This window comes from Streptomyces sp. NPDC047043 (genome assembly GCF_040644055.1).
Lineage (GTDB): Bacteria > Actinomycetota > Actinomycetes > Streptomycetales > Streptomycetaceae > Streptomyces.
In genome coordinates this window covers 40,737-64,077 of the sequence record NZ_JBEYVO010000030.1, presented here as the reverse complement: position 1 = coordinate 64,077, position 23,341 = coordinate 40,737, and the positions used below count along the sequence as shown (strand labels likewise).

Annotated in this window: 19 protein-coding genes; 6 read left to right on the top strand and 13 right to left on the bottom strand. The window is 67.2% G+C overall.

Annotated features, from left to right (window positions below; translation table 11 throughout):
- Nucleotides 1-24: 24 nt before the first annotated feature.
- Nucleotides 25-1,242, bottom strand: a complete 1,218-nt coding sequence (locus ABZ880_RS38670; RefSeq protein WP_361273246.1) for an ABC transporter substrate-binding protein — start codon at nucleotides 1,240-1,242, stop codon at nucleotides 25-27.
- Between the two features lie 12 nt (nucleotides 1,243-1,254).
- Nucleotides 1,255-1,386 (bottom strand): hypothetical protein, encoded by a 132-nt coding sequence (locus ABZ880_RS38665; RefSeq protein WP_361273244.1) that lies wholly within the window; start codon nucleotides 1,384-1,386, stop codon nucleotides 1,255-1,257.
- Between the two features lie 1,288 nt (nucleotides 1,387-2,674).
- On the opposite strand from ABZ880_RS38665, the gene ABZ880_RS38660 reads away from it, so the two are divergent.
- On the top strand, nucleotides 2,675-3,073 hold the full coding sequence (locus ABZ880_RS38660; RefSeq protein WP_361273242.1) for a transposase: 399 nt from the start codon (nucleotides 2,675-2,677) through the stop codon (nucleotides 3,071-3,073).
- A gap of 39 nt (nucleotides 3,074-3,112) precedes the next feature.
- On the opposite strand, the gene ABZ880_RS38655 is transcribed toward ABZ880_RS38660, so the two are convergent.
- From ABZ880_RS38655 to ABZ880_RS38645, 3 genes are all read right to left on the bottom strand, one after another.
- Nucleotides 3,113-4,201, bottom strand: coding sequence for an LLM class flavin-dependent oxidoreductase (locus ABZ880_RS38655; protein ID WP_361273240.1), 1,089 nt, complete (start codon nucleotides 4,199-4,201; stop codon nucleotides 3,113-3,115).
- Nucleotides 4,202-4,382: 181 nt separating this feature from the next.
- Nucleotides 4,383-4,835, bottom strand: coding sequence for a Dabb family protein (locus ABZ880_RS38650; RefSeq protein ID WP_361273237.1), 453 nt, complete (start codon nucleotides 4,833-4,835; stop codon nucleotides 4,383-4,385).
- Between the two features lie 283 nt (nucleotides 4,836-5,118).
- On the bottom strand, nucleotides 5,119-5,682 hold the full coding sequence (locus tag ABZ880_RS38645; protein ID WP_361273235.1) for an NAD(P)H-dependent oxidoreductase: 564 nt from the start codon (nucleotides 5,680-5,682) through the stop codon (nucleotides 5,119-5,121).
- A gap of 449 nt (nucleotides 5,683-6,131) precedes the next feature.
- Between ABZ880_RS38645 and ABZ880_RS38640 the strand changes: the two genes are divergently transcribed.
- A complete protein-coding gene (locus tag ABZ880_RS38640; protein ID WP_361273232.1) occupies nucleotides 6,132-6,740 on the top strand; it encodes a TetR/AcrR family transcriptional regulator in 609 nt (202 codons plus the stop codon).
- Nucleotides 6,741-6,794: 54 nt separating this feature from the next.
- Here ABZ880_RS38640 and ABZ880_RS38635 read toward each other — a convergent pair whose 3' ends face one another.
- Nucleotides 6,795-9,923 carry a hypothetical protein gene (locus tag ABZ880_RS38635; RefSeq protein WP_361273230.1) on the bottom strand — a complete coding sequence of 1,043 codons (3,129 nt, stop codon included), beginning with the start codon at nucleotides 9,921-9,923 and terminating at the stop codon, nucleotides 6,795-6,797.
- Nucleotides 9,924-9,938: 15 nt separating this feature from the next.
- Here ABZ880_RS38635 and ABZ880_RS38630 point away from each other — a divergent pair, with 15 nt between their 5' ends.
- Nucleotides 9,939-10,430 carry a flavin reductase family protein gene (locus tag ABZ880_RS38630; protein WP_361273227.1) on the top strand — a complete coding sequence of 164 codons (492 nt, stop codon included), beginning with the start codon at nucleotides 9,939-9,941 and terminating at the stop codon, nucleotides 10,428-10,430.
- On the opposite strand, the gene ABZ880_RS38625 is transcribed toward ABZ880_RS38630, so the two are convergent.
- Together ABZ880_RS38625 and ABZ880_RS38620 are read right to left on the bottom strand one after the other, a co-directional pair.
- Nucleotides 10,427-13,249, bottom strand: a complete 2,823-nt coding sequence (locus ABZ880_RS38625; protein ID WP_361273224.1) for an FAD-binding and (Fe-S)-binding domain-containing protein — start codon at nucleotides 13,247-13,249, stop codon at nucleotides 10,427-10,429. The two genes, ABZ880_RS38630 and ABZ880_RS38625, sit on opposite strands and share 4 nt — an antisense overlap.
- On the bottom strand, nucleotides 13,246-14,268 hold the full coding sequence (locus ABZ880_RS38620) for a fumarylacetoacetate hydrolase family protein (RefSeq protein ID WP_361273221.1): 1,023 nt from the start codon (nucleotides 14,266-14,268) through the stop codon (nucleotides 13,246-13,248). Before ABZ880_RS38620 ends, ABZ880_RS38625 begins: the two co-directional genes overlap by 4 nt.
- Nucleotides 14,269-14,677: 409 nt before the next feature.
- Between ABZ880_RS38620 and ABZ880_RS38615 the strand changes: the two genes are divergently transcribed.
- Together ABZ880_RS38615 and ABZ880_RS38610 are read left to right on the top strand one after the other, a co-directional pair.
- Nucleotides 14,678-16,909, top strand: a complete 2,232-nt coding sequence (locus ABZ880_RS38615) for a pyruvate dehydrogenase (RefSeq protein WP_361273535.1) — start codon at nucleotides 14,678-14,680, stop codon at nucleotides 16,907-16,909.
- A gap of 51 nt (nucleotides 16,910-16,960) precedes the next feature.
- The gene (locus tag ABZ880_RS38610) at nucleotides 16,961-17,935 is read left to right on the top strand and encodes a MarR family transcriptional regulator (RefSeq protein ID WP_361273218.1); all 975 of its coding nucleotides are present in this window, start codon (nucleotides 16,961-16,963) and stop codon (nucleotides 17,933-17,935) included.
- Between the two features lie 11 nt (nucleotides 17,936-17,946).
- Here ABZ880_RS38610 and ABZ880_RS38605 read toward each other — a convergent pair whose 3' ends face one another.
- The 5 genes from ABZ880_RS38605 to ABZ880_RS38585 all read right to left on the bottom strand — a co-directional run bounded on the left by ABZ880_RS38605 (nucleotide 17,947) and on the right by ABZ880_RS38585 (nucleotide 22,038).
- Entirely contained in the window at nucleotides 17,947-19,203 is a 1,257-nt protein-coding gene (locus ABZ880_RS38605) for an MFS transporter (RefSeq protein WP_361273216.1), read from the bottom strand.
- 340 nt (nucleotides 19,204-19,543) lie between these two features.
- On the bottom strand, nucleotides 19,544-20,281 hold the full coding sequence (locus ABZ880_RS38600) for an EthD domain-containing protein (protein ID WP_361273213.1): 738 nt from the start codon (nucleotides 20,279-20,281) through the stop codon (nucleotides 19,544-19,546).
- A gap of 120 nt (nucleotides 20,282-20,401) precedes the next feature.
- Nucleotides 20,402-20,932, bottom strand: coding sequence for a hypothetical protein (locus ABZ880_RS38595; protein ID WP_361273211.1), 531 nt, complete (start codon nucleotides 20,930-20,932; stop codon nucleotides 20,402-20,404).
- Complete coding sequence (locus ABZ880_RS38590) at nucleotides 20,929-21,612, bottom strand: hypothetical protein (protein ID WP_361273208.1); 684 nt, start codon at nucleotides 21,610-21,612, stop codon at nucleotides 20,929-20,931. Before ABZ880_RS38590 ends, ABZ880_RS38595 begins: the two co-directional genes overlap by 4 nt.
- Nucleotides 21,613-21,621: 9 nt before the next feature.
- Nucleotides 21,622-22,038 carry a DUF1772 domain-containing protein gene (locus ABZ880_RS38585; protein WP_361273205.1) on the bottom strand — a complete coding sequence of 139 codons (417 nt, stop codon included), beginning with the start codon at nucleotides 22,036-22,038 and terminating at the stop codon, nucleotides 21,622-21,624.
- 486 nt (nucleotides 22,039-22,524) lie between these two features.
- Here ABZ880_RS38585 and ABZ880_RS38580 point away from each other — a divergent pair, with 486 nt between their 5' ends.
- Complete coding sequence (locus ABZ880_RS38580; RefSeq protein ID WP_361273203.1) at nucleotides 22,525-23,301, top strand: FCD domain-containing protein; 777 nt, start codon at nucleotides 22,525-22,527, stop codon at nucleotides 23,299-23,301.
- The last annotated feature ends 40 nt before the right edge of the window (nucleotides 23,302-23,341 follow it).

Below are 23,341 nucleotides of genomic sequence, written 5' to 3'. Positions count from 1 at the left end.
CTGGTGGTGGCTGCCATCCGGCGATTACTTCTCCTCGCCGACCGGGTCATGGAACAACTTGCCCTTGGTCAGCGCGGAGTACTTCCCGTCATTGACGACCGAGTAGGTCAGGAACGGGTTGAACGCACGGGTGATCTTCGGGTTGTTCACGGACTTGCCGGGCTTGGTCGTGGTCAGAGGCGGTGTTATGCCGCCCTGGTCGAAGTCGGTCAAGTTGCTCATCGCCTTCAGAACAGACTTGTTGTCGACCGTGTTGAGCTTTTCCGCGACCCGCTCGAACGTCCACATCGCCAGCCAGGCGCCGAGCGAGAACTCGTCGCGTGGATACTTCTGGGCGTATTTCGCGATGTCCTGCCGGAACATCTTCATCGCAGGCAGGTCGGCAGTGATCGGCGCGTACTGGCCGACGAAGATCATGCCATTGGCCAGGTCGCCAAGTGCCTTGATGGACTTGTCCTGCATGAACAGCGTCGCGGCGCCTATCTTGCCCTTGAAGCCCTGGGCGCGAAGCGCCCGGACGATGCTGGGGTTGGTCTGCGGGAACGCGACGACGGCGACGCCGTCCGCTCCGTTGGCGATCGCCTTGGCCGCGTAGGGCGTGTAGTCGACGGTGTTGCCCGGTACGTAGACGATCTGCCCGGGCTGCGCACCCGCTGCCTTGATCGCGGCGATGGCACCTGCCGTGCCCTCCGGGCTCTTGGTCTCTGCGGAGCCGACGACCGAAATCTTCTTCGCGCCAGCGGCGGACAGGGCGTTCGGCACGTAGGCGAATGCCTCCTCATTGGCGAGCGGGACCGCCACTGGGCTCGAGCCACCGACAGAGGTGCTGACGTTGGCGCCGATGACCGGGATCTTCGCCTTGTTGAGGATGGCGTAGAGGCCGGCCTCGTCGGTCGGGGCGATGTTCGTGCGCACGATCGCCGCGACCTTCTCGGAAACGGCCTTCCGCCCGCAGATGGCGGCCTTGTTGGGGTCGGCGGCCGAGTTGCACTCGATCACCTCGACCTTGCGGCCATTGATCCCGCCGTTCGCGTTGATGGTCTTCGCGCGTGCCTCGATCGCTGCAGGGACGTTGGCCACGTTCCAGCCGATCACCGGAGCGTCGAAGGTGCCCAGCGTCATCACCTTGATCGGGCCTGTGCTCGCACCGCCGGTCGAATTGTTGGAATCGCCGCAACCGGCCATTCCGACTCCGACGGCAACGGCGCAGATCATCAACAACAGGGGTGATCGTCTCGTCATCCCGAACTCTCCTTAGTGCGAGCGGCTTCTCGAAGCGGCCCTGAACGCCATCTCGCCGCCGAGCATCTCGTTTTGCGTCTTGATGAAGTCGTTCTCGGCCCTTTCGGCGCCGTCCTCGCGCAAGTTGCGGAAGGCCGCGACCATCGCGCCGGAATCACCGTGGGAAGTAGCGCAATAGCGTCGTAGCGCTCAAGGCTCGCAAGGGTGTCCTTGCTCATCGTCCTGCTGCCCTGGTCCGTATTGCTGGCACGCCCGGGGGCTTCGCCCCGGGACCCATCAGGTCGAAGTCCTTACCGAAGGCTGAGGTTGAAAGCAACTGCCGCTGACGCGAGTCATCTGGAATGTCTTGATCGCCTCGCCGAGCGTTGCAGTGCACACCCCGGTTCACACGTACGGTGAGCTCTCCCAGGCTTCGAGGCTATGAGGGCCTGCTCGACAGCTACTTGGATGCAGGTGTCGGCGCTCATGTTGGAACTCACGCACCTTGCCTGGTCGGCGGCAGTCACGATCGAGTGGACCACTTCCTCGCCGGCCTGGGCAGTGCGCCCGGTGACGACGACCAATGACAAGGGCGATCTGTCCCTCGGGTCTCATGTTTCGAGCACAACTCCCATCAGAGTTCTTCGTACCTCACAGGCACTAGGCGTTTGCGCCGCACCCCTGCCTGCGCGGCACGGATTCACCGTGATCGCGCTGTGCATGTGGCGGGCTCAGGTCACCATGGCGGGGCTTCGAAGTCAGTGGGGGTGCTGCTCTCTCGTCGGGCTCGTCGGTTCGTAGCGCAGCATGACCGTGGGTGCTGGCTCTCGCGGTTGCGGAAGCCGAAGGCGTTGCGGGATTCGGGCTGGATAAGGGGGTGCCCTCGCTTGCGGCGTTCGTGATCCAGGTCGTGATGTACGTCGATTCCGTCCCACCAGGTGTCGACACCTCGGCGAGAGTGACGAGTTCGGGCAGGAGGGCGTGGTCGGCTATGCAGGCTCGTTGGCCTGGCAGCCGGCGTAGATCTGCCGCCTGTAGGTACCCATGTGATGCAACTCAACGAAAAGCAAAGCGAGTTGACCGAGGCCGAGGTCTTCTTTGTTGCGGCGTAGAAGTTTGCGGACGATGTAGATCGCGTCGCCCTTGCGGGCTCTGCGGCTTGACCACGGTGGACTAATTTCGAAGATCCACGATGGCCGCTCCTGTCTCCTGCTGCTTCAGGCCGTCAGGCTGGTTCCCGCCAGGTTGGCCAACGTGATGTGGAAGGAAGTGGGCCTTAGGTCAGGAGGGCTAAATGTGTCACATAGCGGAACACTATCCCTTATTGTGCGACGGCGATGGGGAGGTTTTCAAGAGGCGCGTACGGTCCACTCTGCTTCTTCGGTGCCGACGTGATTGCGTTGTGACAGAGCTGCGGTGATCGGTGGTGGGGGCCAGTCGAGGGAGTTGAGGAGTGGGCGAATTTCTTCGGCGCTGTAGCGGATCAGCCGCTCGACGAGTTGACCGGATCCCCCATTTCGGACTGGTCGGGCTGCTCGGGTTTCGGGGCGGGTTACTGACCGCAGTGGTCGGCCAGTTCGACGCCCGCATCACCGCGCTCCTAGCCCACCTGAGCATGGATCAGGGCGTGGACCCTCGGGACACCATCCCCGGCATAGGCCGCGCAGCCGCCGACGTCATCATCGCCGAGACTGGCGGCGGCATGACCCGATTCGCCACCGCCGGACACTCCGCCTCCCGGATCGGGGCCTGTCCCGGCATGAACGCATCCGCCGGCGTCAGCACACCCGGTCGGACCCGATCCCCCGACCTGGGAGCCGACTACTTCATACGACCCATCAAGGCTTTCTGACCTGCACGAACTGTCCCCAAATTCGTGTCAGGGTCAAGCTCAGCCTGAGACCTCGGCGGTCAGGGAATGCTGGGCCTGCACCTCGGGCGGATCCGGGTACGTATCGAGGTCGAGCAGTGGCACCACCTCGTCCATGAGCAGCCGGAACGACTTCTTCGCCTGCTCATGGGTGATCGGCGGTCCGCCGGGGCCCGGCAACATGGCGCAGCGGAAGCCCGGCACGACCTCGCTGTATGCCTTGATCTGCTCGGCGACGCTCTCGGGAGTGCCGAAGACGTGGGCGCGCTTGATGCCGCCTTCGCCCCAGAGCTGGCGCGGAGCGCCGATCGACTCGGCGGCGTCGTGGAACGGGCGCAGTTGCTCGTAGTAGGCCTCCGCCTCCGCCTCGGTCTCAACGACGTAGACTGCCTTGCTCGTGGCGAGGAAGCGCTCGCACTCCGCGATCCTCTCCGGGCTGTGACCGCTGGACCTGAGCGTGTCCCGGTAGAGCTGGACCTGCTTGCGGCTGTCATCGTCGAGGCCGACGAAGATGCCGAACATGACGGGAAGCCCGAGCTCGGCATTCCGGACGACCGTCGCATCTGTCGTCGTGCCACGCCCGAACAGCGGATGCGGCTTGCGGAACGGCGCCGGGGAGACGCGGTTGGTGAGTATGCCCTGGTCCCAGTCGGTGGAGACGTCGAGGGGCGGGTCGGTCTCCTCGCGGGCCCAGACCTTCAGCATCACCTCCATGCGCTGGTCCGTCATGCCGCTGGCCTGGTCGCGCGTCATGCCGAACGGCTCGAGATCGCCGGGGCGGGAAAAGCCTGGCCCCATGCCGATGATGCACCGCCCACGCGTCAGGACATCGAGGATGTTGCAGTACTCGACCATCCGCAACGCATTGTGGAAGGGGGCGCACATGACCGCGATGCCGATGTACGCCTGCGTGAGCTGAGGCGCCAGGTAGGAGCCGAACATGAAGGGGTCGGTGTAGGTGTTGTGCCCGCTGAAGTGATGCTCGGTGAGAAAGATCGCGGCCAAGCCGGCTTTGTCGGCCTCCAACGCGTGTGCAATCGTCGTCTCGAACACCTCGAGATCGTTGTCAGGCCCAGGGCTGCCGGGGTTCAAGAACAGCGACAGATACATCTGCGTTCTCCTTTCGGTGGGGTGCGGTGCAGCGAGCGGGCGAGCGTGTGTCGGGGTGGGGCAGAGTCGCCCAGGACCGCTTGGTCGTGCTCCGGGGGTAGAGGTGACAGAGGCGCGAGCGCCGTGCGTGATGGTGCGCACTTGCTGTCAGGCGGCGCAGACCCCTGGAAACCGGTCCGACTCACTGCCCTTCGACGGGGTCACCGAAGCCTTCGTCGCCCTTGAACCACGGGGCAGGCGGCATAGGAACTTTGTCCGTCTCGGGGGCGGTGCGGTCATCGCTGAATTCGACTCGCAGCGGCGTCCCGGCGAGGTTGGGCACGACCCACTTCTGAAACACGATCCTGCAGTTGTCGTGGAAGTAGAAGGTGTTGCGATCTTCCTCGGTCTCAAAGGTCAGGTGCATGGCGATGTCGACGGAGTGCTCCTCGGCATGCGCGGGGTGGGCCGGGCCTATCGTCGACGAGGCGATCGCGGGCACGCCCGCCACCAGCTCACGGACGTTGGCCACGATCGCGGCGAAGGCTTCCGGCGAGGTGCCGGGCTTCAAGGTCAGCCCTTCGAAAAGGTGGTACATAATGGCTCCAATTGCCGTCTCAATGTGATCAGTTGGGTTCTTGTCCCGCAGGGGCATCGGCCCCTTGGAACGGCCAGAGGTCGTTGACGCCACTGCCGTGTCCGCCGCTGCCTTCGCCTGGCTCCAGCCCGAAGCCGGACGGGGCTAGCCGAATGGTGTCGCCGGCCTCGGTCGGGCTTACTCCGGCGGGCGTGCCCGAACCGGTATCCGCCGCGTGAGCAGCTGACCTGAAAGCCGATCAATTGGGCTTTCTCCGCCGGGCATTGGGGTCTTCGCGGGCCGATGACCTGGTCCTAGGGGCGCATGGCGGGTCACCCCGCCGTCCCCGAAAAACGGTGGCTCAGGAGGCGGTGCGCAGCGGGGCCAGCGCGGCGGACCAGGCGATGAGCTGGTCGAGGGTTTCGGCCAGTTCGGCGGTCTGGTGCTCGGCTGGGGTGAAGTCGGTGTAGTTGGTGAAGTCGGTGTGCATGCTGAGGGCAACCTGGGCGCCGACGTCGGCGACCTCCAGGTGGCTCAGGACGGGGCGCAGAGCGTCTACGGCGCAGACGCCGCCGTAGACGCCGTAGGAGACGAAGCCGGCTGCCTTGTTGTTCCACTCGGCGTAGAGACGGTCCAGGGCGTTCTTCAGGCTGGCCGGGGCGGAGTGGTTGTACTCGGGGGTGACGAAGAGGAAGCCGTCGTAGCCGGCGATGGTCTGGGCCCAGGCTCGCGTGTGCTCGTGGGTGTACTGGCCGCTGCGCGGCCCCAGCGGCTCGTCCAGCGGAGGCAGGCCGACTTCGGCGAGGTCGATCAGCCCGAAGTGGGCGTCGTCTCGCTGGCTGGCGTGCTTCATCACCCACTGGGCCACGGCCTCGCCGCGCCGGCCGGGGCGGGTGCTGGCCAGTATGACAGCAATGTTGATCATGCTGTGAACCTCTCTTGGATACTGGGGTGAGCAGGCTCCGCCCGGCTGTGCCGGGGCCGCGAGGGCCAGTGCCCCGCCTCAGAAGGAGGGGGCGAGTTGGCGGATCAGGAACAGAGCCCACAGGTGTCGATGCCCTGGATCTCCCGCGCGGCGATCTGCGTGCTCATGGAAAGGGCGACGCGATCGTTGGCATCGTCGTGTCGGCGGCCATGGTGCCGAGCGTCGGCAGCGGCAAGGCGAGCAGTACCCGGCGGACGTTTCTGGTGATGGCGGGAGATGCCGACGTGGATGGTGGGGTGGACACACGTACTCCTTGCAGTGGCGCGACGCTGGGCCATGCTTGGGTTTCCGGCGGGTGTCGGAGTGGTTGCAGGACCAGCCTAGCCATTTTTTTTGTCACGCAAAGCTTTGTGTCAATAAAGTTTTTGTTTGGCCCTACGATCGTTGGCATGGGACTTCGCGAGACCAAGAAGCAGCAGACCCGGCAGGCGATCGCGGACGCCGCGCTCCCGCTCTTCCTGGAGTGCGGGTTCGATCAGGTGAGCGTTGCCGAGGTGGCTCGTATCGTCGGCGTCTCCGGGCAGACGGTCTTCAACTACTTCCCGGCCAAGGAAGACCTGTTCTTCGACCGCCAGGCCGAGGCTGAGGACCAGCTCGCCATGATCGTCCGTGACCGCGAGGAAGGCAGTTGCCCGGTCGAAGCCGTTCGTGACTATGTCCTGGACGAACTGGAACAGCGCTATTCGGAGACCTCGACCGTGGACGAGATGCTGCGCTTGTGGCGGGTCATCCAGCAAAGTCCCTCCCTGCGCGCCCGGGAACGTGAGATGGCCGAGAACACCGAAATCGCCCTCGCCACCGAGCTTCAGAAGGAGGGGGTAGTCCCTTCCCCACTCCTGCTGGCCGGCGCCATCGCCGGAATCCATCGCGCGGTGCAACGCGAACTACGCCGACGTTTGCTAGCAGGCGAGCCCGGGCCGCTGCCGCCTTGCCCAGACCTCCCGGCATTCACCCGAACTGCCTTCGACACGCTCTGCGATGGCCTCCATCACAGCTGACAGGCGAGCCCAGCCACCTCACACCAGGCCGATGAGCGTAGACGGGCCGCGCCTCTAATTCCGCAGGTCTCTCAGCAACCGGCGCGTCGACTCGCTCGGTTGTGCCGGGACCTCGGCCAGAGCGCGTTCGCAGTCCCGGAACAGTGCGAGGACCCGGTCACCGTCCCCGACGGCTGCCGCGATCTTCATCGCCAGACGCCACGCCCGTTCCCGGTACCGGTCGAGTTCCAGCACCTCCCGGACGAGAATGTGGGCGACTCCCAACTGGTTCTCGGCGAAGGCTGCTTCGGCGGCGGCGAACCTGATGTCGAGCAGGAGGCCGTGCCATACCTCACGCTGCTCGACGGCCCACAGCGAGCGCGCTCCAGGCAGGAACTCACCGGTCCCCGCCGCGCTCAGCAGGCGGCGCGCAAGCTGGAGACGCAGGGGACCGCTCACGTCGCGGAGCCGCCGATAGGCGGTCTGTGTCTCGACCAGATCACTGCTCAGCTCCCCGAAAGCCCACGTCACGCGCTCGGGATCGACCTCGATGCAGGTGACGTTCGGAAACAGGGTACGAACCGCGTTGACCGCCATCCTCAGATACGCCTGGGCCGCCTTGTCGTTCTTGCTCTCGAACAGGGCGCCGATCAGGGCCGAGCGGGATGCGCTGCCACCGTTGATCGCCAGATAGGAGAGCAGCTCGACCGCCTTGAGCAACTTCAGCTCGTGGTAGCGCCCCCCCATCTCCAACCCGGCTGGCGCGACTTCTCGCACACGGATCAGCGACCTGTCCGGCACGTCGGATCTCATCTCCGCGTCCAGCAGCAAGGTCCGGCCGAGATCGTGCCAGGGACCGTCCGCCTCCACTTCCGCATCGAGCCGGCGCGAGAGTACGGCCGGGAACTCGGCCACCGCGCGACCGATCAGATGCATGGAACCGATCTGCCGGGAGACGGCCAGCGCGAGATCCGCCGCCTTGTCCGCCTCCGTCTCGTTGCCGACGCGCCACTCCGCCTCGGAGAGATAGACGGCTGCCGTAGGAAGAAAGAGCCGTCGGTCCCATGTGGTCATCAGCCCTACGGCCGCTCTGAGGCGGTCGACGGCCACGGCGTCACGGTTCTCCAGCAGCGCGATGAGGCCCCGCCACAGCTCCAGCTGTTCCACCACGCGGACGCGCTGCAACGCCGTCGGCTCACGCTGGGCCGCGGCCAACGCCGCGGCGGCCTGGGCCGGGTCCTTCTGGAAACGCAGAGCGAGCATCGCTTCGGCGAGGAGAGCGAAGATACGGAACAAAGGCGCGTCGGTACGCGCCAATCTGTCCCGGCCCGCGATCAACACGGCCCAGGCGTCCTCGGGACGCCGGCACTCGGCCAGCAGTTCGGCCCGCAGACGTGTCCCGGTCCAGCCGTGCGTCGACTCTGCGGCCAGACCGAGCGCCTCTTCGAGCCGACCGAGCCCGGTCAGCGCCCCGAGGCGGCTCAGCCGTACCGCTGTCATGGCGGACGGGCTGCCCCGCACCAACCGCTCGAAGCGACCGTGCGCGAGGTCGACTCGCGCCACAAGCCCGTCGATCTCGGTCCCCGAGTCCGGCGGTCTGTCGCGGTAGTGCGTCGGGTCGTCGATGAGCTCGACTCCGATGCAGAAACGGATGACGTCGATACGCGCATCCGAGGGCGCTGTCGAGAGCAGCAGACGGGCGTCGTCGATCCGTCCGACGAGGAAGTAGCTCCATGCCATCACCCCGATCATGCGTGAGTCGATCGGGGCTCCGTCACCTGTTCCGGGGGATAGAAGCAGCAGACGATCGGCGGCACGCGCACCGGCTCCGTACTCCTCGCGATCCACGGCGACGAGCATCTCCGCCGCTGTCAGCACTGGCGATTCCTCGATGCGCCATCGACGGAACGAGCGAAGCCAGCGATCCGCGACATCCAGGTCGAGGCGCCGGGTGACGTCGAGGATGACCGACATCGCCACGTCCTCGGCCTGCGCGATGTCGCCGGCCAGGATGAACTCGTCGACGGCGTCTTCCCCTTGCCCTTCATGGAGCAACAGCTCACCGTGTGCATGCCGCAACGTCTGCTGGACGAAGTGTTCGAGCTCCAGGAACCGGCTGAGCAGGTAGTCCCTGAAGCGCGGATGCGCCCGCATCGACAGGTGTTGCTGGTCCAGTTCGACCGGCAGGTGCATACCGGCCAGCTCTGCGAGGAGGGTCCCGCCCTCCCCGAATCCCAGCCGCGCCGCTCGTGCCGGAGTGACCTCCTCGAGGATCGCCGTCGCGGTCAGGAACTCCTGCAGGCGCTGGGACATCGCAGCCATGATCTCGGTCGACAGATAGCTGTGGAGAGGATCGACCTCGCCCCCGGTGCCGTGGACGTGTTGCTCCGACGTCCACGATCCGAAGAGGATCCCCGCTGCCCATCCGCCCGTGGCCGCGACCGCCGCCTCGGCGTCCACCTCCCTCCGCGACAGTGATGCGAGCGCAGCACGCGCCTCATTCACGGTGAAGGCGAGATCCTGCTCGGCAACCCTGCCGACCATGCCGGACAACTCGGCCTGCGCCAGCGACAGTTGAGTCTCCACCCTGGAGATCGCGACGACGGTCGCGCTGTCCGGAAGATGGCGGATGAAGGAGCTCAGCACGGCCCGCGCGTTGGCGGAGGCGACGATCTTCTCCATCTCGTCGAGAACGATCACCAGCTCACGGTCGCCGACCCGTTCCGCCAGGATCGCCGCGGCCTCGACGTGGCCGACGTCGGCCACGAAAGCGGCTTCTACGGCCGGAGCGATCGAGGGATCCGCAGCGCGCAGCGCTGCTTCGAGGTAGACGAGGAGCCGACCGGCCGCGCGGTCCGACACGTCGAGACGCAGCCAACTCATCGGCCGTTCGACCGAGGCCAACGCCTGCGCCACGGCTGTTGTCTTGCCCGATCCCGCCGTAGCGGTGATCAGCAGCACCCGCCGCGATGCCAGCAGGTCGCGGATCATCGCCTCGACACGTTCCCGCGGGCGGACTTCCGCACGCAGGCGAGGAGGCCGCAGTCGCGCCCTGACGAGGCCGCGACGCCCGTCACTCACCACTCCGTCTCCGTACTTTCTGAGCACGCCCACCTTTGATTTCGCACCGATTTCCGCAGTGAGCCATATCGTATGCAAATGGTGGCGAAATCCCAGTCGTCCGGCCCTGATGCCGATCCTCACACGTTTCACCGCGCCATGAATCGGCTGCCGGCCGGCTCTGCCGTCGTGTCCGGACTCGTCGGCGGGCGCCCGATCGGGATGCTGGTCGCAACGCTCATGCCGGTGTCGGCCACCCCACCCGTCGTGGCCTACTGTGCCGATCCCGAAGATCCCGCCACCGCGCCGCTGTCCACGTGCGCGGCGACAAGCCTCAGCGTTCTACCGCACTTCGCCCTCGCGACGTACAAGAGATTCACCCTGCCGCTCGACGACCGCTTCCGTGGCGGCGACTGGCATGAATCCTCCTGGGGAACACCAGTACTCGACGCGGCGGTCACCGTGCTCCAACTCTCCGCCCTCCAACAGGTGCCGACGGGCGACCACGTCGTCGTGCTGTGCACAGTCCGAGACGTCACCATCTGCGCTCCCACGGAGGCGCCCCTCACCTTGTTCGACGGTCGCGTCACCCGACTCGAGGCCGGCGAGCTCGCACCCAGCGGTCGCTGGCGCCCGCACTTCAGCGCCTAGCGGGGCCGGGCCTCCGACTCACCGTCCCTAACGCAGGCCGCCAGCAGGTCGAGCACGTGCTCGTACCGACGGCCGGTGGCGCGCGACATCCCGATCTCGCACGTCTTGTTGCTCGAGACGTAGGCATCGAAGTGCCGTGAGGTGACCTCCGCGGCCTCGGCCCGGGTCGCGCCCTCCGTAAGTTCCGGGTGCAGGAGGCCCCGGTCTCCCGCGAATCCGCAACACCCCGCGGAGAGAGGAACGACCGCCTCGTCGGCACAGTGACGGGCGATCGCCAGGACATCCTCCACGTTGTCCATGTGGACCGACGAGCATGTGGGATGGACCGCGACCGACCCGACGCGCCGGACGGACCCGAGCCGGGGCACGATGACCTCACGGGCGAAGGTCACCGAATCCAACACCGTCAGCGCTTCGAACCGCTCCCGGCGCTCGGCGTCGACATGACGCCCCAGCTCTCCCAGCGCATGCGAACAGCTTGACGCGTCGCACACCACCGGAAGCCGGCCTTGCTCCGACGCGCCCCAGAGGGAGTCGAAGGTGCGCACCGCCATCTCGACATGTCCCGCGACGAAGCCCTTGGATTTCCACGGCGTTCCGCAACACAGCCCTCCGATTTCCTCCGGCGTCCGAAGCCGGATTCCCGTTGCCCTGCACAGCTCCATGAAGGAGCCCGTCGTGCCAGGTGCACCTCCATCACCGAAGATCGAGTTCACGCACGCGGGGAAGAAGACCGCGTCCGGCCGGGCCGAGGCGATGGGCCGCCGCAACGGCCCCGGAGAGGGAAGGGGGAGCGTGAGGTCGGGAATCCACTCATCGCCGCCGAATCTCCGCGCCGTCCGACTGGTCCCACCGGCCACCCACCGGGGAACGGCGGAGGCGGCGCCCAGGCTGCCGCGAGCGACGGTGACCACCGCCCCAAAGTGCCGTGCGACGCCGACGCCCGTCCTGGCCGCCAGCGGACCCACGCGCCCGGCGCGGAAGCCCTTCATGACCTCTCCGGTGTCGATGTGCACGGGACAGGCGGTCACGCACAACGAATCGGCGGCGCAGCTGTCGACCGCATCGACCGCGAACGCAGCCCGCAGCAACTCGGCCTCGCCCGGATCGGCGCGGTCGATCTCACGCAGCAGCGCGATGCGTTGCCGAGGCGTGGTGCTGGTCTCGCGGGACGGACACACGGTCTCGCAGTACCCGCACTCGACGCACCCGTCGACCTTCGGATCGACCATCGGGACGATCTTCAGGTGCTCGAGGTGAGCGCGAGGGCTCACACCCACCAGAACTCCTGGATTCAGCACGCCCGTTGGATCTGTCGCCGCCTTGACCTGCAGCATGACGTCGTACAACTCGTCACCGAACTGCCGCGCGACATACGGCGCCATCATCCGGCCCGTCCCGTGCTCGGCCTTGAGGGTGCCCCCATGCCCCAGGACGAGGTCGACCAAGTCCTCGGTGAACGCCTCATAGCGGCGCAGCTGCTCGGGATCGCCGAAGGCCGGGTTGATCATGAAGTGCAGGTTGCCGTCCTTGGCGTGGCCGAAGACCACCGCGTCGTCGTGACCGTATGCGGCGAGCAGCCGGGACAGGTGCTGTGTCGTCTCGGCCAAGGCGGGCATCGGAACCGCGACGTCTTCGAGCAACGCCGTCGTGCCGGGCGGCCGGGCACCGGCGACCGCGGTGTACAGACCCTTGCGCAGCTTCCACATCCGTGCGCGCTCCGCGGCGTCGCTGACGAACGTCGCCGGGTGATGCAGCCGGAGCCGTTCCAGCACTGGCTCGGTGCCGGCAAGCTGTTCGGCCAGTTCGGCCTCGTCGTCGGCCTGCAGCTCGACGAGCAGTGCCGTGTGGTCGGCGACGGCCAGGCCACCGAGCACCGGGTCGACGTCCGGCTGTCGCTGTGCGACGCGAAGCGACGCGGCGTCCAGGAGCTCCAGCGTCCTGGCGCGTGCCTCGAGCAGGGCGGGCAGCGCGTCGATCGCGTCGGCGATCGAGTCGAACACCAGAAAGCTCGTCGCGGCGTGCGGCAGGACAGGAACGGTGCTGAACGTGGCGCTCGCGACGAACCCCAGGGTTCCCTCCGAACCGACCATCAGGTGTTCGAGGATCTTGACCGGCGACGTGAAGCGGGTGAACGCGTTGAGCGAGTAGCCCATCGTGTTCTTCATCGAGTACTGGTGCTCGATGCGGGCGACGGAATCCGGGTTGCTCCGTACCCGGTCGCGCAGTTGGGTCAACCGCCGGCACAGCGTGGGCTCCGCGGTCCGCAGTCGCTCGTCGGCGTCGTGGGCGCTGGTGTCGATCGTTGTTCCGCTCGGCAGTACGACCACCAGGGATTCGAGGGTCTCGAACGAGTTCAGCTCGGTCCCGCACTGCATGCCCGAGGAGTTGTTGGCGATCACTCCACCGACGGTGCACGCGATCTCGCTGGCCGGATCGGGGCCGAGCCTGCGACGGTACGGCGCGAGGTGCGCGTTGACCGACCGGATCGTCGCTCCTGGTTCGACGCGCACGCGTGCTCCGCCGTCGAGCACGTCGATCCGGCGGAAGTGCTGACGCGTGTCGACGATGACGCCGTCGGTGCTCGCCTGTCCGGAGAGACTGGTTCCCCCGGATCGGAACGTCGCCGTGATACCCGCTGTGGAGCACCAGGAGAGGACGGCCGCCACCTCCTCCGTCCTGCGCGGTACGACGACCGAGGCCGGCGTGAGCCGGTAGTGCGAGGCATCGTGGGCCAGGGCGAGCCGGTCGAACAGTCTCCCCCGGACGCGGTCGGCTCCCAGCAGCGAGCTCAGCTCGTCGTTCAGCGTGGCCGTCATGTGAGGAAGTGGTGCTCGGCGGTGTGTCCGTCCTGGGTCCGTGCTCGCACCCGAGGACGGGCCCCGGTTCTGCCGGGTTGACCCAGGCGGTTGCGCGTCATTCCCAGCCCTTCGATGGTCAGCTCGATCTCGTCGCCGGGCGACAGGTCACGGCCGAGCTCGATCGACGATCCGCCGTTGCATGTGCCGCTGCCGAGCAGGGTCCCCGCAGGCAGTCGCTCGCCTTGCGAAGCCCAGGAGACGATCTCGGCGACGGACCAGACCATCCGGTCGGTGGTGGTCTCGCACCAGACGTCACCGTTGACCCGGACGCGCATCCCGAGCCGCTCGGAGGACAACTCGTCGAGCGAGACGACCATCGGCCCGGCGACACAGGCGAAGTGCTTGCCCTTGGAAGGGCCCAGGCCGCCTGTCATCTCGCGTGCCTGGATGTCACGTGCGCTGACGTCGTTCAGGATCGTCAAACCGAGTACATGACCGAGCGCCTCGTCCGGACTGACGTCGTACGTCGTTCGCCCCAGGACGATCCCGAGCTCCAACTCGTAGTCCAGGCGCTCGGAGTACGACGGCCACGGGATCTCGTCGAACGGCCCCATGAACGAACCGGGATCGCCGGCATAGCAGACGGGCAGTTCATACATGACTTCCGGGACGGGCTTTCCCTGCCACTCGTAGCCGAACCTGAAGTGCTCCTCGAAGACCATGAAGTCGCGGTAGCTCGCGGGATCAGCGGCGTTGCCGAAGGTGAGCACATCTCCCCAGGCCCAGCGACCGTCCGCGTCCGCGACCGCACGATCGACGAGGTCGAGGAAGACGTCGCCTCCCTGAAGGGCCTGCGACAGACTGCCGGGCACACAGGCAGCCGCGAGGTCGTTCGCGCGATCCTCGGTCGCGCCTCGACGGACGAGATCGTCGCGGGCCCAGGCCCGAAGGTCGATCCACGGTCCCCTTCCCCCGGCCACGAGCAGACGGTGGTCGGTCCAGCCGAAGCTCTCGACGCGTGCGCGCGCAAACCTCACGGTTCATTCCTCTCTCGGCGCGCGTTCTGGAAGCTCGCTATCCGCGACTGACACGCGCTCTCGTCCTGCCTGTTCACCTCAGCTTCCATGCTGTGACCGGCAAGTAAAGCGCGGCGAAATGTACGGTCCGCTTGCTGCTCGGAGCGCAGGGTTAGGCAGTTCACGGACGATCTAGTCGCTATCTGTGGCTCCCATCAAGCGCATTCCTCCTGTCACTGGCGACGCTTGACGTCGACTGTCAGCAGCCATAGATTCCAATCGATCCGTATGCTTCCTAATTTCCATCCGTAGTCCGATTGGACAAGGAGGGCAGCCCGTGAGCAGCCCCGTGATCGACCCGAAGCGGACCGACGAAACCTTCGAGGTGCTGCGCCAGCTCGAGGACCGCGTCCTGTGGCTGTCCGCTGCGATGGTTCACCACGCCAATCGGGAGCGGCCGAATCCGTCCGGACTGAAGGTCGGGGGCCATCAGGCGTCGTCAGCCTCGATGGTGTCGATCATGACCGCACTGTGGTTCCGGCATCTGCGGCCGGAGGACCGGGTGTCGGTGAAGCCGCACGCTTCGCCGGTGCTGCATGCGATCAACTACCTGCTCGGTCGGCTCGACGTGTCGTATCTGCCACGGCTGCGGGAGTTCGGCGGCCTGCAGAGTTATCCGAGCCGGGCCAAGGATCCGGATCCGGTGGACTACTCGACCGGATCCGTCGGGATCGGCGCGACTGCCCCGATCTGGGGAGCGGTGTCTCGCCGGTATGTGCAGGCCATGGGAGGGGATGCGGGCAGGGGACGTCAGTACTCGCTGCTGGGTGACGCGGAGCTGGACGAGGGCGCTGTCTGGGAGGCGGTGCTGGATCCGGCGGTCGGTCAGCTGGGGGAAGTGGTCTGGGTCGTCGACCTGAACCGGCAGTCGCTGGACCGGGTCGTGCCGGACATCGCGGCGGGCAAGCTGCAGGGCATGTTCGCCGCCGCGGGCTGGCAGGTCATCACGGTCAAGTACGGACGGCTGCTTCAGGAGTTGTTCGGCCGGCCCGGTGGCCCTGAGCTGCGGCAGCGGATCGAGGAGATGACCAACCCCGAGTATCAGCGGCTGCTGCGCTTGGACGCGAGGGAACTGCGGCAGCGGCTGCCCGGAGTCGGGCCCGGCGCCGATCGGATCGCTGAGCTGGTGGGCCAGGTGGACGACCAGACTCTCGTCGACGCGATCGCAAACCTCGGTGGCCATGACCTCGCGGCGTTGGACGAGGCGTTCGCCTCGATCAGTGACGACCGGCCGACAGTGGTCTTCGCGTACACCGTCAAGGGGTACGGCCTGGCGACCAGAGGACATCCTCAGAACCACTCGGCGCTGCTGAGTCCGGAGCAGCTGGGAGAACTGGCCACCCGTCTCGGAGCTGATCCGGCCGATCCCTGGCGGAGGTTCGCCGCGGACAGCCCGGTCCACTCCTTGTGCGTGCGGACTGCCCAGCGGCTGTACCGGCAGGAGCCGATACCGCGCAAGACCCCGGCCATGCCGGCCGACTTCGGGCGAACCCCCTCAGGGGCGTCGAGCACCCAGGCCTCGCTGGGCCGGGTGCTCCTGGACCTGACCCGGGAGGCCCCGGAGGCGGCGCGGCGGGTGGTGACGGTCAGCCCGGACGTCAGCTCGACGACCAACCTGGGCGGCTGGGTGAACAAGGTGGGTGTCTGGTCGCCCGACGAGCGGCGGGACTGGTTCGCCGACGATCCCGACACGATCCTGCACTGGCGCGAGAAGCCGAGCGGACAGCACATCGAGCTCGGGATCGCCGAAACCAACCTGGTGGGGCTCCTGGGCGAGCTCGGCGCGACCTGGAGCCGGTGGGGCGAGCCGCTGCTGCCGATCGGCGTGCTCTACGACCCCTTCGTGGAGCGCGCGTTGGAGCCGTGGTCCTTCGGTACGTACGCCGGCGGCCAGTCGATTCTGATCGGCACTCCCTCAGGTGTGTCCCTGGCCTCCGAAGGCGGCGCGCACCAGTCCGTGAAAACACCCTCGATCGGACTCGAGCAGCCGGGCTGCACCAGCTACGAACCGGCGTTCGCGATCGACGCCGAGTGGACCCTGCTCGCCGCGCTGGCGCGGCTCGGCAGGCCTGACGGCGACTCGGCCTACTTCCGTCTGTCGACCCGGCCGGTCGACCAGGCGCTGGCCGCGGTGCCCGCCGACCCGGCCGCCCGGGAACGCCGCCGACGGCATGTCGTGGCGGGTGCCTACCTGTTGCGCCGCGTCCAGGAGCCGAGCGTCACGATCGCGGCGATGGGGGCGGTGGTACCCGAAGCCGTCGCAGCGGCCGACCGCCTCGAGCAGGCGGGAATCACCGCCGACGTGATCTGCGTGACCAGCCCCGACCTGCTGTACCGAGCAGTGCGCGCCCGCCAGGGCCACGAGCAGGCCGACTCGTGGATCCTGGACCAGATATTTCCCGCAGCACGGGCGACACCCCTGGTGACCGTGCTCGACGGGCACCCGCACACGTTGTCCTTTCTGGCCACCATCAACCGGGTCCGCACTACGGCCCTGGGCGTCACCCGGTTCGGCCAGTCGGGGTGCATCGAGGACGTGTATCGCCATCACGGGCTGGACGCCGACAGCATCGTCCGCGCCGCCCTCGACCTGACCGATTGATCCGCCGGGCTGAGAAGGCACGCGTACCATCGAGGGCGATCGTGAGGGGGCATGGTGACCGTCGGCAGGTCCGGGCAGGTGGCGGCCGAGAGGCTGCCCGTTCTCGCGAGCACGCCGGGGCACCTCATCCGTCGCACGCAGCAGTTGCATGCCGCGTTGTGGCAGCAACACGTACCGCAGAACCTGACGTCGATGCAGTACGGCGTCCTCCTCGTCCTCGGGCAGCAGCCCGGGATCGACCAGCGGACCGTGGCCGAACTCATGTCGCTGGACAAGACCACCACGGCGGGGGTCCTTCGCCGGCTCGAAGGCCGAGGACTGGTCGTACGGGACCGTGACCCGGAGGACGGCCGACGCATGCTCGCCCGCCTGACCGAACCGGGCGAGACCATCCTGGTGCGGACGGCGCCGGCCGTACTCGACGTACAGGACCGGCTGCTGCAGGCGCTGTCCTTCGACGAGGGCGAAGCCCTGCTGCGGCTGCTTCGGCTGGTCGTCTACCGCGGGGATCCGCCCACCACCACGGCGTCGATTCCACAGAACGCCGCAGTGTCCGGTTGGCCGTTGCGGTTGCCGCCCATACGGCTGCACACGTCACCCGGTCACCTGATCCGTCGCGCACAGCAACTCCACACCATGCTCTGGAGCGAACGGGTGTCGCCCGAGTTGACCTCCGTGCAGTACAGCGTGCTGCTCGTCCTGCAGGGCAAGTCGCCCATCGATCAGCGCATGCTGGGCAGACACGCCTCGCTGGACAAGTCCAGCGGCGGTGACGTCATCGCCCGGCTGGAGAGCCGGGAACTCATTGCCCGCACCCGCGACGCGGTCGACGGCCGCCGGAACCTGCTGACCCTGTCCGCCGCGGGACGGGGGCAGCTCTACCAGCACGCCCGGGCTGTACTCGACGTACAGAGCGAACTGGTACGGCCGCTGTCCAATGCCCAGCGCGGAGAGTTCGTAGACCTGATGCAACAGCTGATCGCCGACGCGGCCCCGGCGGCCAGGGACGAACAGGTCCCTGCGTGAGCCGCCTCGGGTCACGATCGGGCGACTGTAGCTGCGGCTTCAGCTGAGGCGGGCTCGGTGGACGAGGGTGCGAACCGGCGGGGCAGCAGCGCGATGACGGACGCCCCCAGGACGGCGGGAATCATGAAGGCGTAGAAGCCCGCGCGGGGGGAGTCGAACGCGCCGGTCACGGCGGAGAGATAGGTCGGGCCGACCATTGCACCCACGCGGCCAACGCCGAGCCCCACACCCAGTCCGGTGCCGCGCAGGTGTGGCGGATAGAAGGCGGTCATGCAGGCCGCGACCATGTTCTGGCAGCCCAGCGAGCCAAGGCCGGCGAGCGCTGATACCACGAGCAGTAGCGGGCGTGGCTGCGGTGTGCTGAGTACGAGCAGTGCGACGGCAGCGAGCAGGAACGTCCCCAACGTCACGATCCGTAGATGGCCCCGGTCAGCGATCGGCGCGAGGACCAGGCCTCCGACGACGGCGCCCATGGTGAAGGTCATGAGGAAGTCCAGCGACGAACCGAGGTCGTACCCGGCCTTCACCATCACCGTGGGCAGCCACGAGCTGGTGCTGTAGACCAGGGCCATGCTCATGAAGGTGGCGCCCCAGAACAGCATGCTGGTGCGCCTGAACTGGGGGCTGAGCAGCTGGACCACGTGGTTGCGCCGGGCCGTGGCGAGGGCCGGTTCGTGAGGCGGGGGAGCGGCAGGGACCAGCCGCCAGACCAGCGGGACGATGACGACGGGCACTGCACCAGGCAGGAACAACCACTGGAAGTGCACGTCGGGCAGAAGCAGCCTGCCAAGGAGTGATGAAGCGATGCCGCCGATTCCGAGGGCCCCCAGCGCCACCATGAGGTGCAGCGTCCTGCGATGCGGTGGTGCGCTGTCGGTGACGAAGGCACCCACGAGCGGAGCCAGCGCACCGATACCGATACCGGTGCAGAACCGGACCACGGTGAAGAACCCCAGTCCGGGCGCGAGCGCGGCCCCCAGCATCGAGGCCGAGACCCAGATGATTGCGACGGCCATCGGCACGCGTCGTCCCCAGCGGTCGCCGGCCCAGCCCGCGAGGGCCGAGCCGAACGGCATGCCGATGGCGGTGACACTGCCAAGTAGTCCGATGGTCGAGGTGGTCGCCCCCCAGGGCTTGTAGTCCACGAGGCTGGGCCCCACGGTGCCCAGGGTGAAGAGGTCGTAGCCGTCCACGAGGAGAATGAGACAGGCGAGGACGAGAACACCGACCTGTCGACGTCGTGCGGGGATTGCTGTCGTCGAGCTCAACGGGCGCACTCCTTGACGGAGATGGGGGTAGTCCGACGGAGGCAGAGATTGACCGCTTTCGAGCCGTACGGCTCGGCGACGCGCGCCGACATGCCGATGGCGACGAGTCTCTGGGATGCCGGACGGTCAGCGCGATGCCGCTGCGTCGCAGGAAACCTGGACACGGGTGATGGCCTACGAGCCAGGCATCCTGCCGACGGTGCTGAGTGGACGAGAGCGGCGTCCAGCTCAGTCACCGCGACTGCGGCGCTCGCACGGTCGGTGAAACGGAACCTGCAGGTGAGGTCACGGTGATGAGCCCATGGCCGTTCGATGTGGCCCAGGTTCGGCCGATCGTGCTCTACGTCTGATCGGTGACGAAGACGTTCTCGGTGGCGACCACGGAGAAGCTGGCGTCGGGATCCACGTAGTCGGCGTGCCGACGTCTCATCTCGGGGTAGAAACGGGAGAGTTCGTCGGGCGAGGACACCCAGGTCTCGACGATGCCGTCGTATTCCCGGCCGGTCGAGGCCTCGGCGCCGCCGCTTTCCGCGTAGACGGCCGTGCCGGTACCGATGTGGTTGTGGACGCGTCGTGACGCGGCCGCGCGGAACTCCGCCAGGTCGGCGAGCAGCACGCCTTCCCGGTCGAGCCAGTCGGAGAAGTCGGCGGGGCTGACATCGGAACGCCGCTTGAGGAAGTCGAATACGCGGTACTTCCCCGCACCGGATTCCGAGAAGATCACCTTCTCGTTCATTTCCGCGGCAACGGGAGGGGCGTCCAGGAACTCTCGCGCCATGTATTCCTCGTCGGGTCCGATGACAGCCTTGTACTCCTCGTCCTCGAGGGCTTCGCGGAACAGCGCCGCGTCGTCACAGGTGTGCTCGACGACCAGGGCCACTTCCGTGCGACGGTTGTACAGAAGCTGCGCCGGCAGCGTCTCGGGCTGGGCGACCCGATTGATGATGAAGCGCCGGAAGACGCCCTTGAACGGGCGGTGACTCATGACGGTCTGGGCGTGGTTGTTGATCGCGTAGTCCTGCATCTCGACATAGCGATCCTGGTTTCCGACGGATACGACGAGGTAATCCTTGAACACGTGCCAATCCCTTCGATCCGATGTGTGCGGTCCGTGCGCGTGGCCCGGGTGCCGTGGACGCGATGTCCCTTCCGAACCAGGCCGGTCACCACTGGGGCGACCTCAGGGGGCTCGGTTCCGTCACTCGTCCTTCCAGCCGTACGCGGCCAGGTCGATCTCCGGGTGCACAGCGCCGCACTTGCCGCAGGTGCGGCCCTCGAGGTCGGCGTTGAAGCGCGCGCAGGCGTCGGCGTAGAAACCCGAGGCGGGGAGCTCGTTTGAGTGCTCCCACTCGTGCCTCTGCAGTTCGACCTCGCAGCCGGGGCAGTACCAGACCGCACCCACCAGCCCGGCGTCGAGGGGCATGTAGCGCAGGCAGACGCCCTCCTCACTGGGGGTCATCTGGTGGGGGGTGCCCGCAGGGACGTACGCCAGGTCGCCCACCCCCATGCGGAACGTGTTGACAGAGCTGTCCCGCAGGCCGATCTGCGAGGCGCCGCTCAGCTGGGTGATCACCGTGTCCTTGGAGCAGATCAGGTGGAAGGGCTGGGGAAGCCAGTTGCGCGACAGGTAGAGCTGCGGGTCGACGGCCTCCTGCAGGACGGCGGCGTCCTCGTAGTTGCCGACCTCCTGGCCGGCCTTGAAGGCGTGCAGCATGCGGCGACGGTTCACGACAGGCCCTCCTTGACCAGCGCGCGGTAGGCGTTGTTGACGACGTCGGTCTGCTCGACCTGGCGCACCCATCCCCATTCCGCGGCGGGGAAGAGGGTGTTGACGTGCCCGCACTCAGCGCAGGTACGGCCCTCGTCACTGTTGCGCAGTTCCAGGAACTCCATGGACCCCGCGGTGGTGGGGAACTGGCGAACGCGGTCGTCGGCGGCGCCGAACCGGGTGGGGTCGTGGCCCTCGGCTCCGTGCGGGGTGGCGTCGTAGTCGACCCTGACCAGCTCGGCCTTGCACTCCTGGCAGCGGGCCATCACCGTTTCGTGCTGGTCCCCCGACTCCGACTGGTGCTGGGTGATCGTCATGACCCCGAAGGCCTCAGGGTCCTTCTCGTCCCGCAGGAACGAGTTGACCCCGTGCAACGGCTGGGTGGCGAAGATCTGCCCCGAGGACAGCAGCGACTTGTGGGAGCCGTAGACGACCACGACCTCGGCGACGGAGTTGCCGTGGAAGAAGTGCCCGTACTCCTTGTCCGGACCGCCTGACAGCACGGCGCCGCAGGGCACGATCGAGCCGGCGTCGTCGTAGGGGAACAGCGCCATCAGCTGGTTGGCAGCGTTTGCCATCCGCTCGAAGACGTTGATCTTGAGCGGTTCACGCGAGGGGTCCGGGGGCGGGATGCGATTCATGGTGACCTCCTAGGAATGTGTTGCGGAGACGAACAGAGCCAGGCTGGCGACGGCCACCACCGCGCGGGCGATGTGCAGCCGCGACCAGCGGTTGTGCAGGGACTCGGCATCCGGTGGCGGTGTGCCCTCGGGGAGCCGACGGAACTTGGTGTTGATGGGTTCGAGCAGCACGATCGAGACGACGACGATCAGCGCGACTGCGCCGAGGGCGATCCACGCCAGTGTCCGGGCGTCGCCGTCATGCCGCAGGGCGTAGACAACGCCCAGAACGACGATGACGACCGCGATGACCGGCATGGTCGGATCCATCCGGTGCAGCGACCGTCGAAAGTCGACGGCGCGGGACACCGGGTCGAGGCGGCGCCAGACCGGGATGCGTTCCCAGGCGGTCGTCGTGAGGCCGCCGGTCCAGAGCCCACTGAGCACGACAAGGACGATGCCTAGCATGTCGTCTCCAGGGAATGTAGCGCGATGCAGAACAGTGAACCGAATGGTGCGACATGTTGCAAGGGGGTGAACGCGACCGAACGTCCTGGGGTGTGCAGGTCGGAGAGTGCGCGCAGGGGGCGCGTCTGTGATGGGGCGGGATGCTCGGTGCGCTCGGCGGGTCCTCGGCCGGCAGAACGCTCGAGCCTGGCCCGTCGGAAGGGTCCGCTACCGCCTCTACGGTGCCCGTACGGCCTTGTGCATGGAAGGACCTTCACTGTGAGGTGTCTGAAGGTGGTCATGCGGGATCCCTCGATGGTGGCCGCCTGAGGGCGCGCTCACCGTCGATGGAGATCAGTTTTATTCACCATGATGATTATGGCGATGTTGCACCCTGGTTTCATTAGGCGTCAAGAGGTGGGAAGCTATTCGTCATGATGAATCGCAGGTGTGGGGGCGAATTCCGACGCGAAAGGGGGAGTGACCGTGGCAGCGCGGGACGAGGGCGCGTGGCATGAGGGGCGTGCCAGAGGCATGGATCCTCCGGCGCTGCGGCGATCGGAATGGGGCCAGGACGGGGCGAAGTCCCGGGCGGAGATGGCCGCCGACATGGTGACGGAGTTTGCCGCACGCGTCGCCGCTGGAACTCGTCTGGGCACGAAGGACGAACTGCGAGCCCGGTGTGGAGTCTCGGTGGGCACCTTCAACGAGACGCTCCGGCTGCTGCAGACGCGGGGTGTCGTCACGGTGCAACGAGGGCCGGGGGGCGGTCTGTTCGCGGCGGAGCAGACGCCGATGGCAAGGCTCGCCCAGTCCGTTCTGGCGCTTGATTCCGCGCAGGACGACGTGGCGGAGGCCCTGCGCATCCGTAACGCCTTGGAGCCGCTGCTGTGGCAGGACGCGTTGTGGCACGGTTCGCCGGCCGACATCAAGGATCTGCGTGCCCTGCTTGCGCGGATGGAGGAGGCCGCAGGCTCGGAGGACGCCGAGCAGTTCGTCCGAGCGAACTGGCATCTTCACGCACGAGTGGCCGACATCACGCCGAGCGCGCTGCTGCGCTCCCTGTACGTCAACCTGCTCGACCTGGTCGAGCGCCATGCGCAGGCAGTCCTCCCGCAGGACGGCGTTCCCCTGGGGCCGTACCTGCGCGACCGGTGCGGGCTTCACGTGGAACTGGTCGACGCCCTGGAGAACCGGGACGAGAAGTCCGTAGTCCGGCTTCTGAGGGTGCACGACACGGTGCGCGCAGAGGAAGTGGGGTGAGCGGCGGCTGCTCCTGAGGCGTCTTGTATAAGAGGACGCG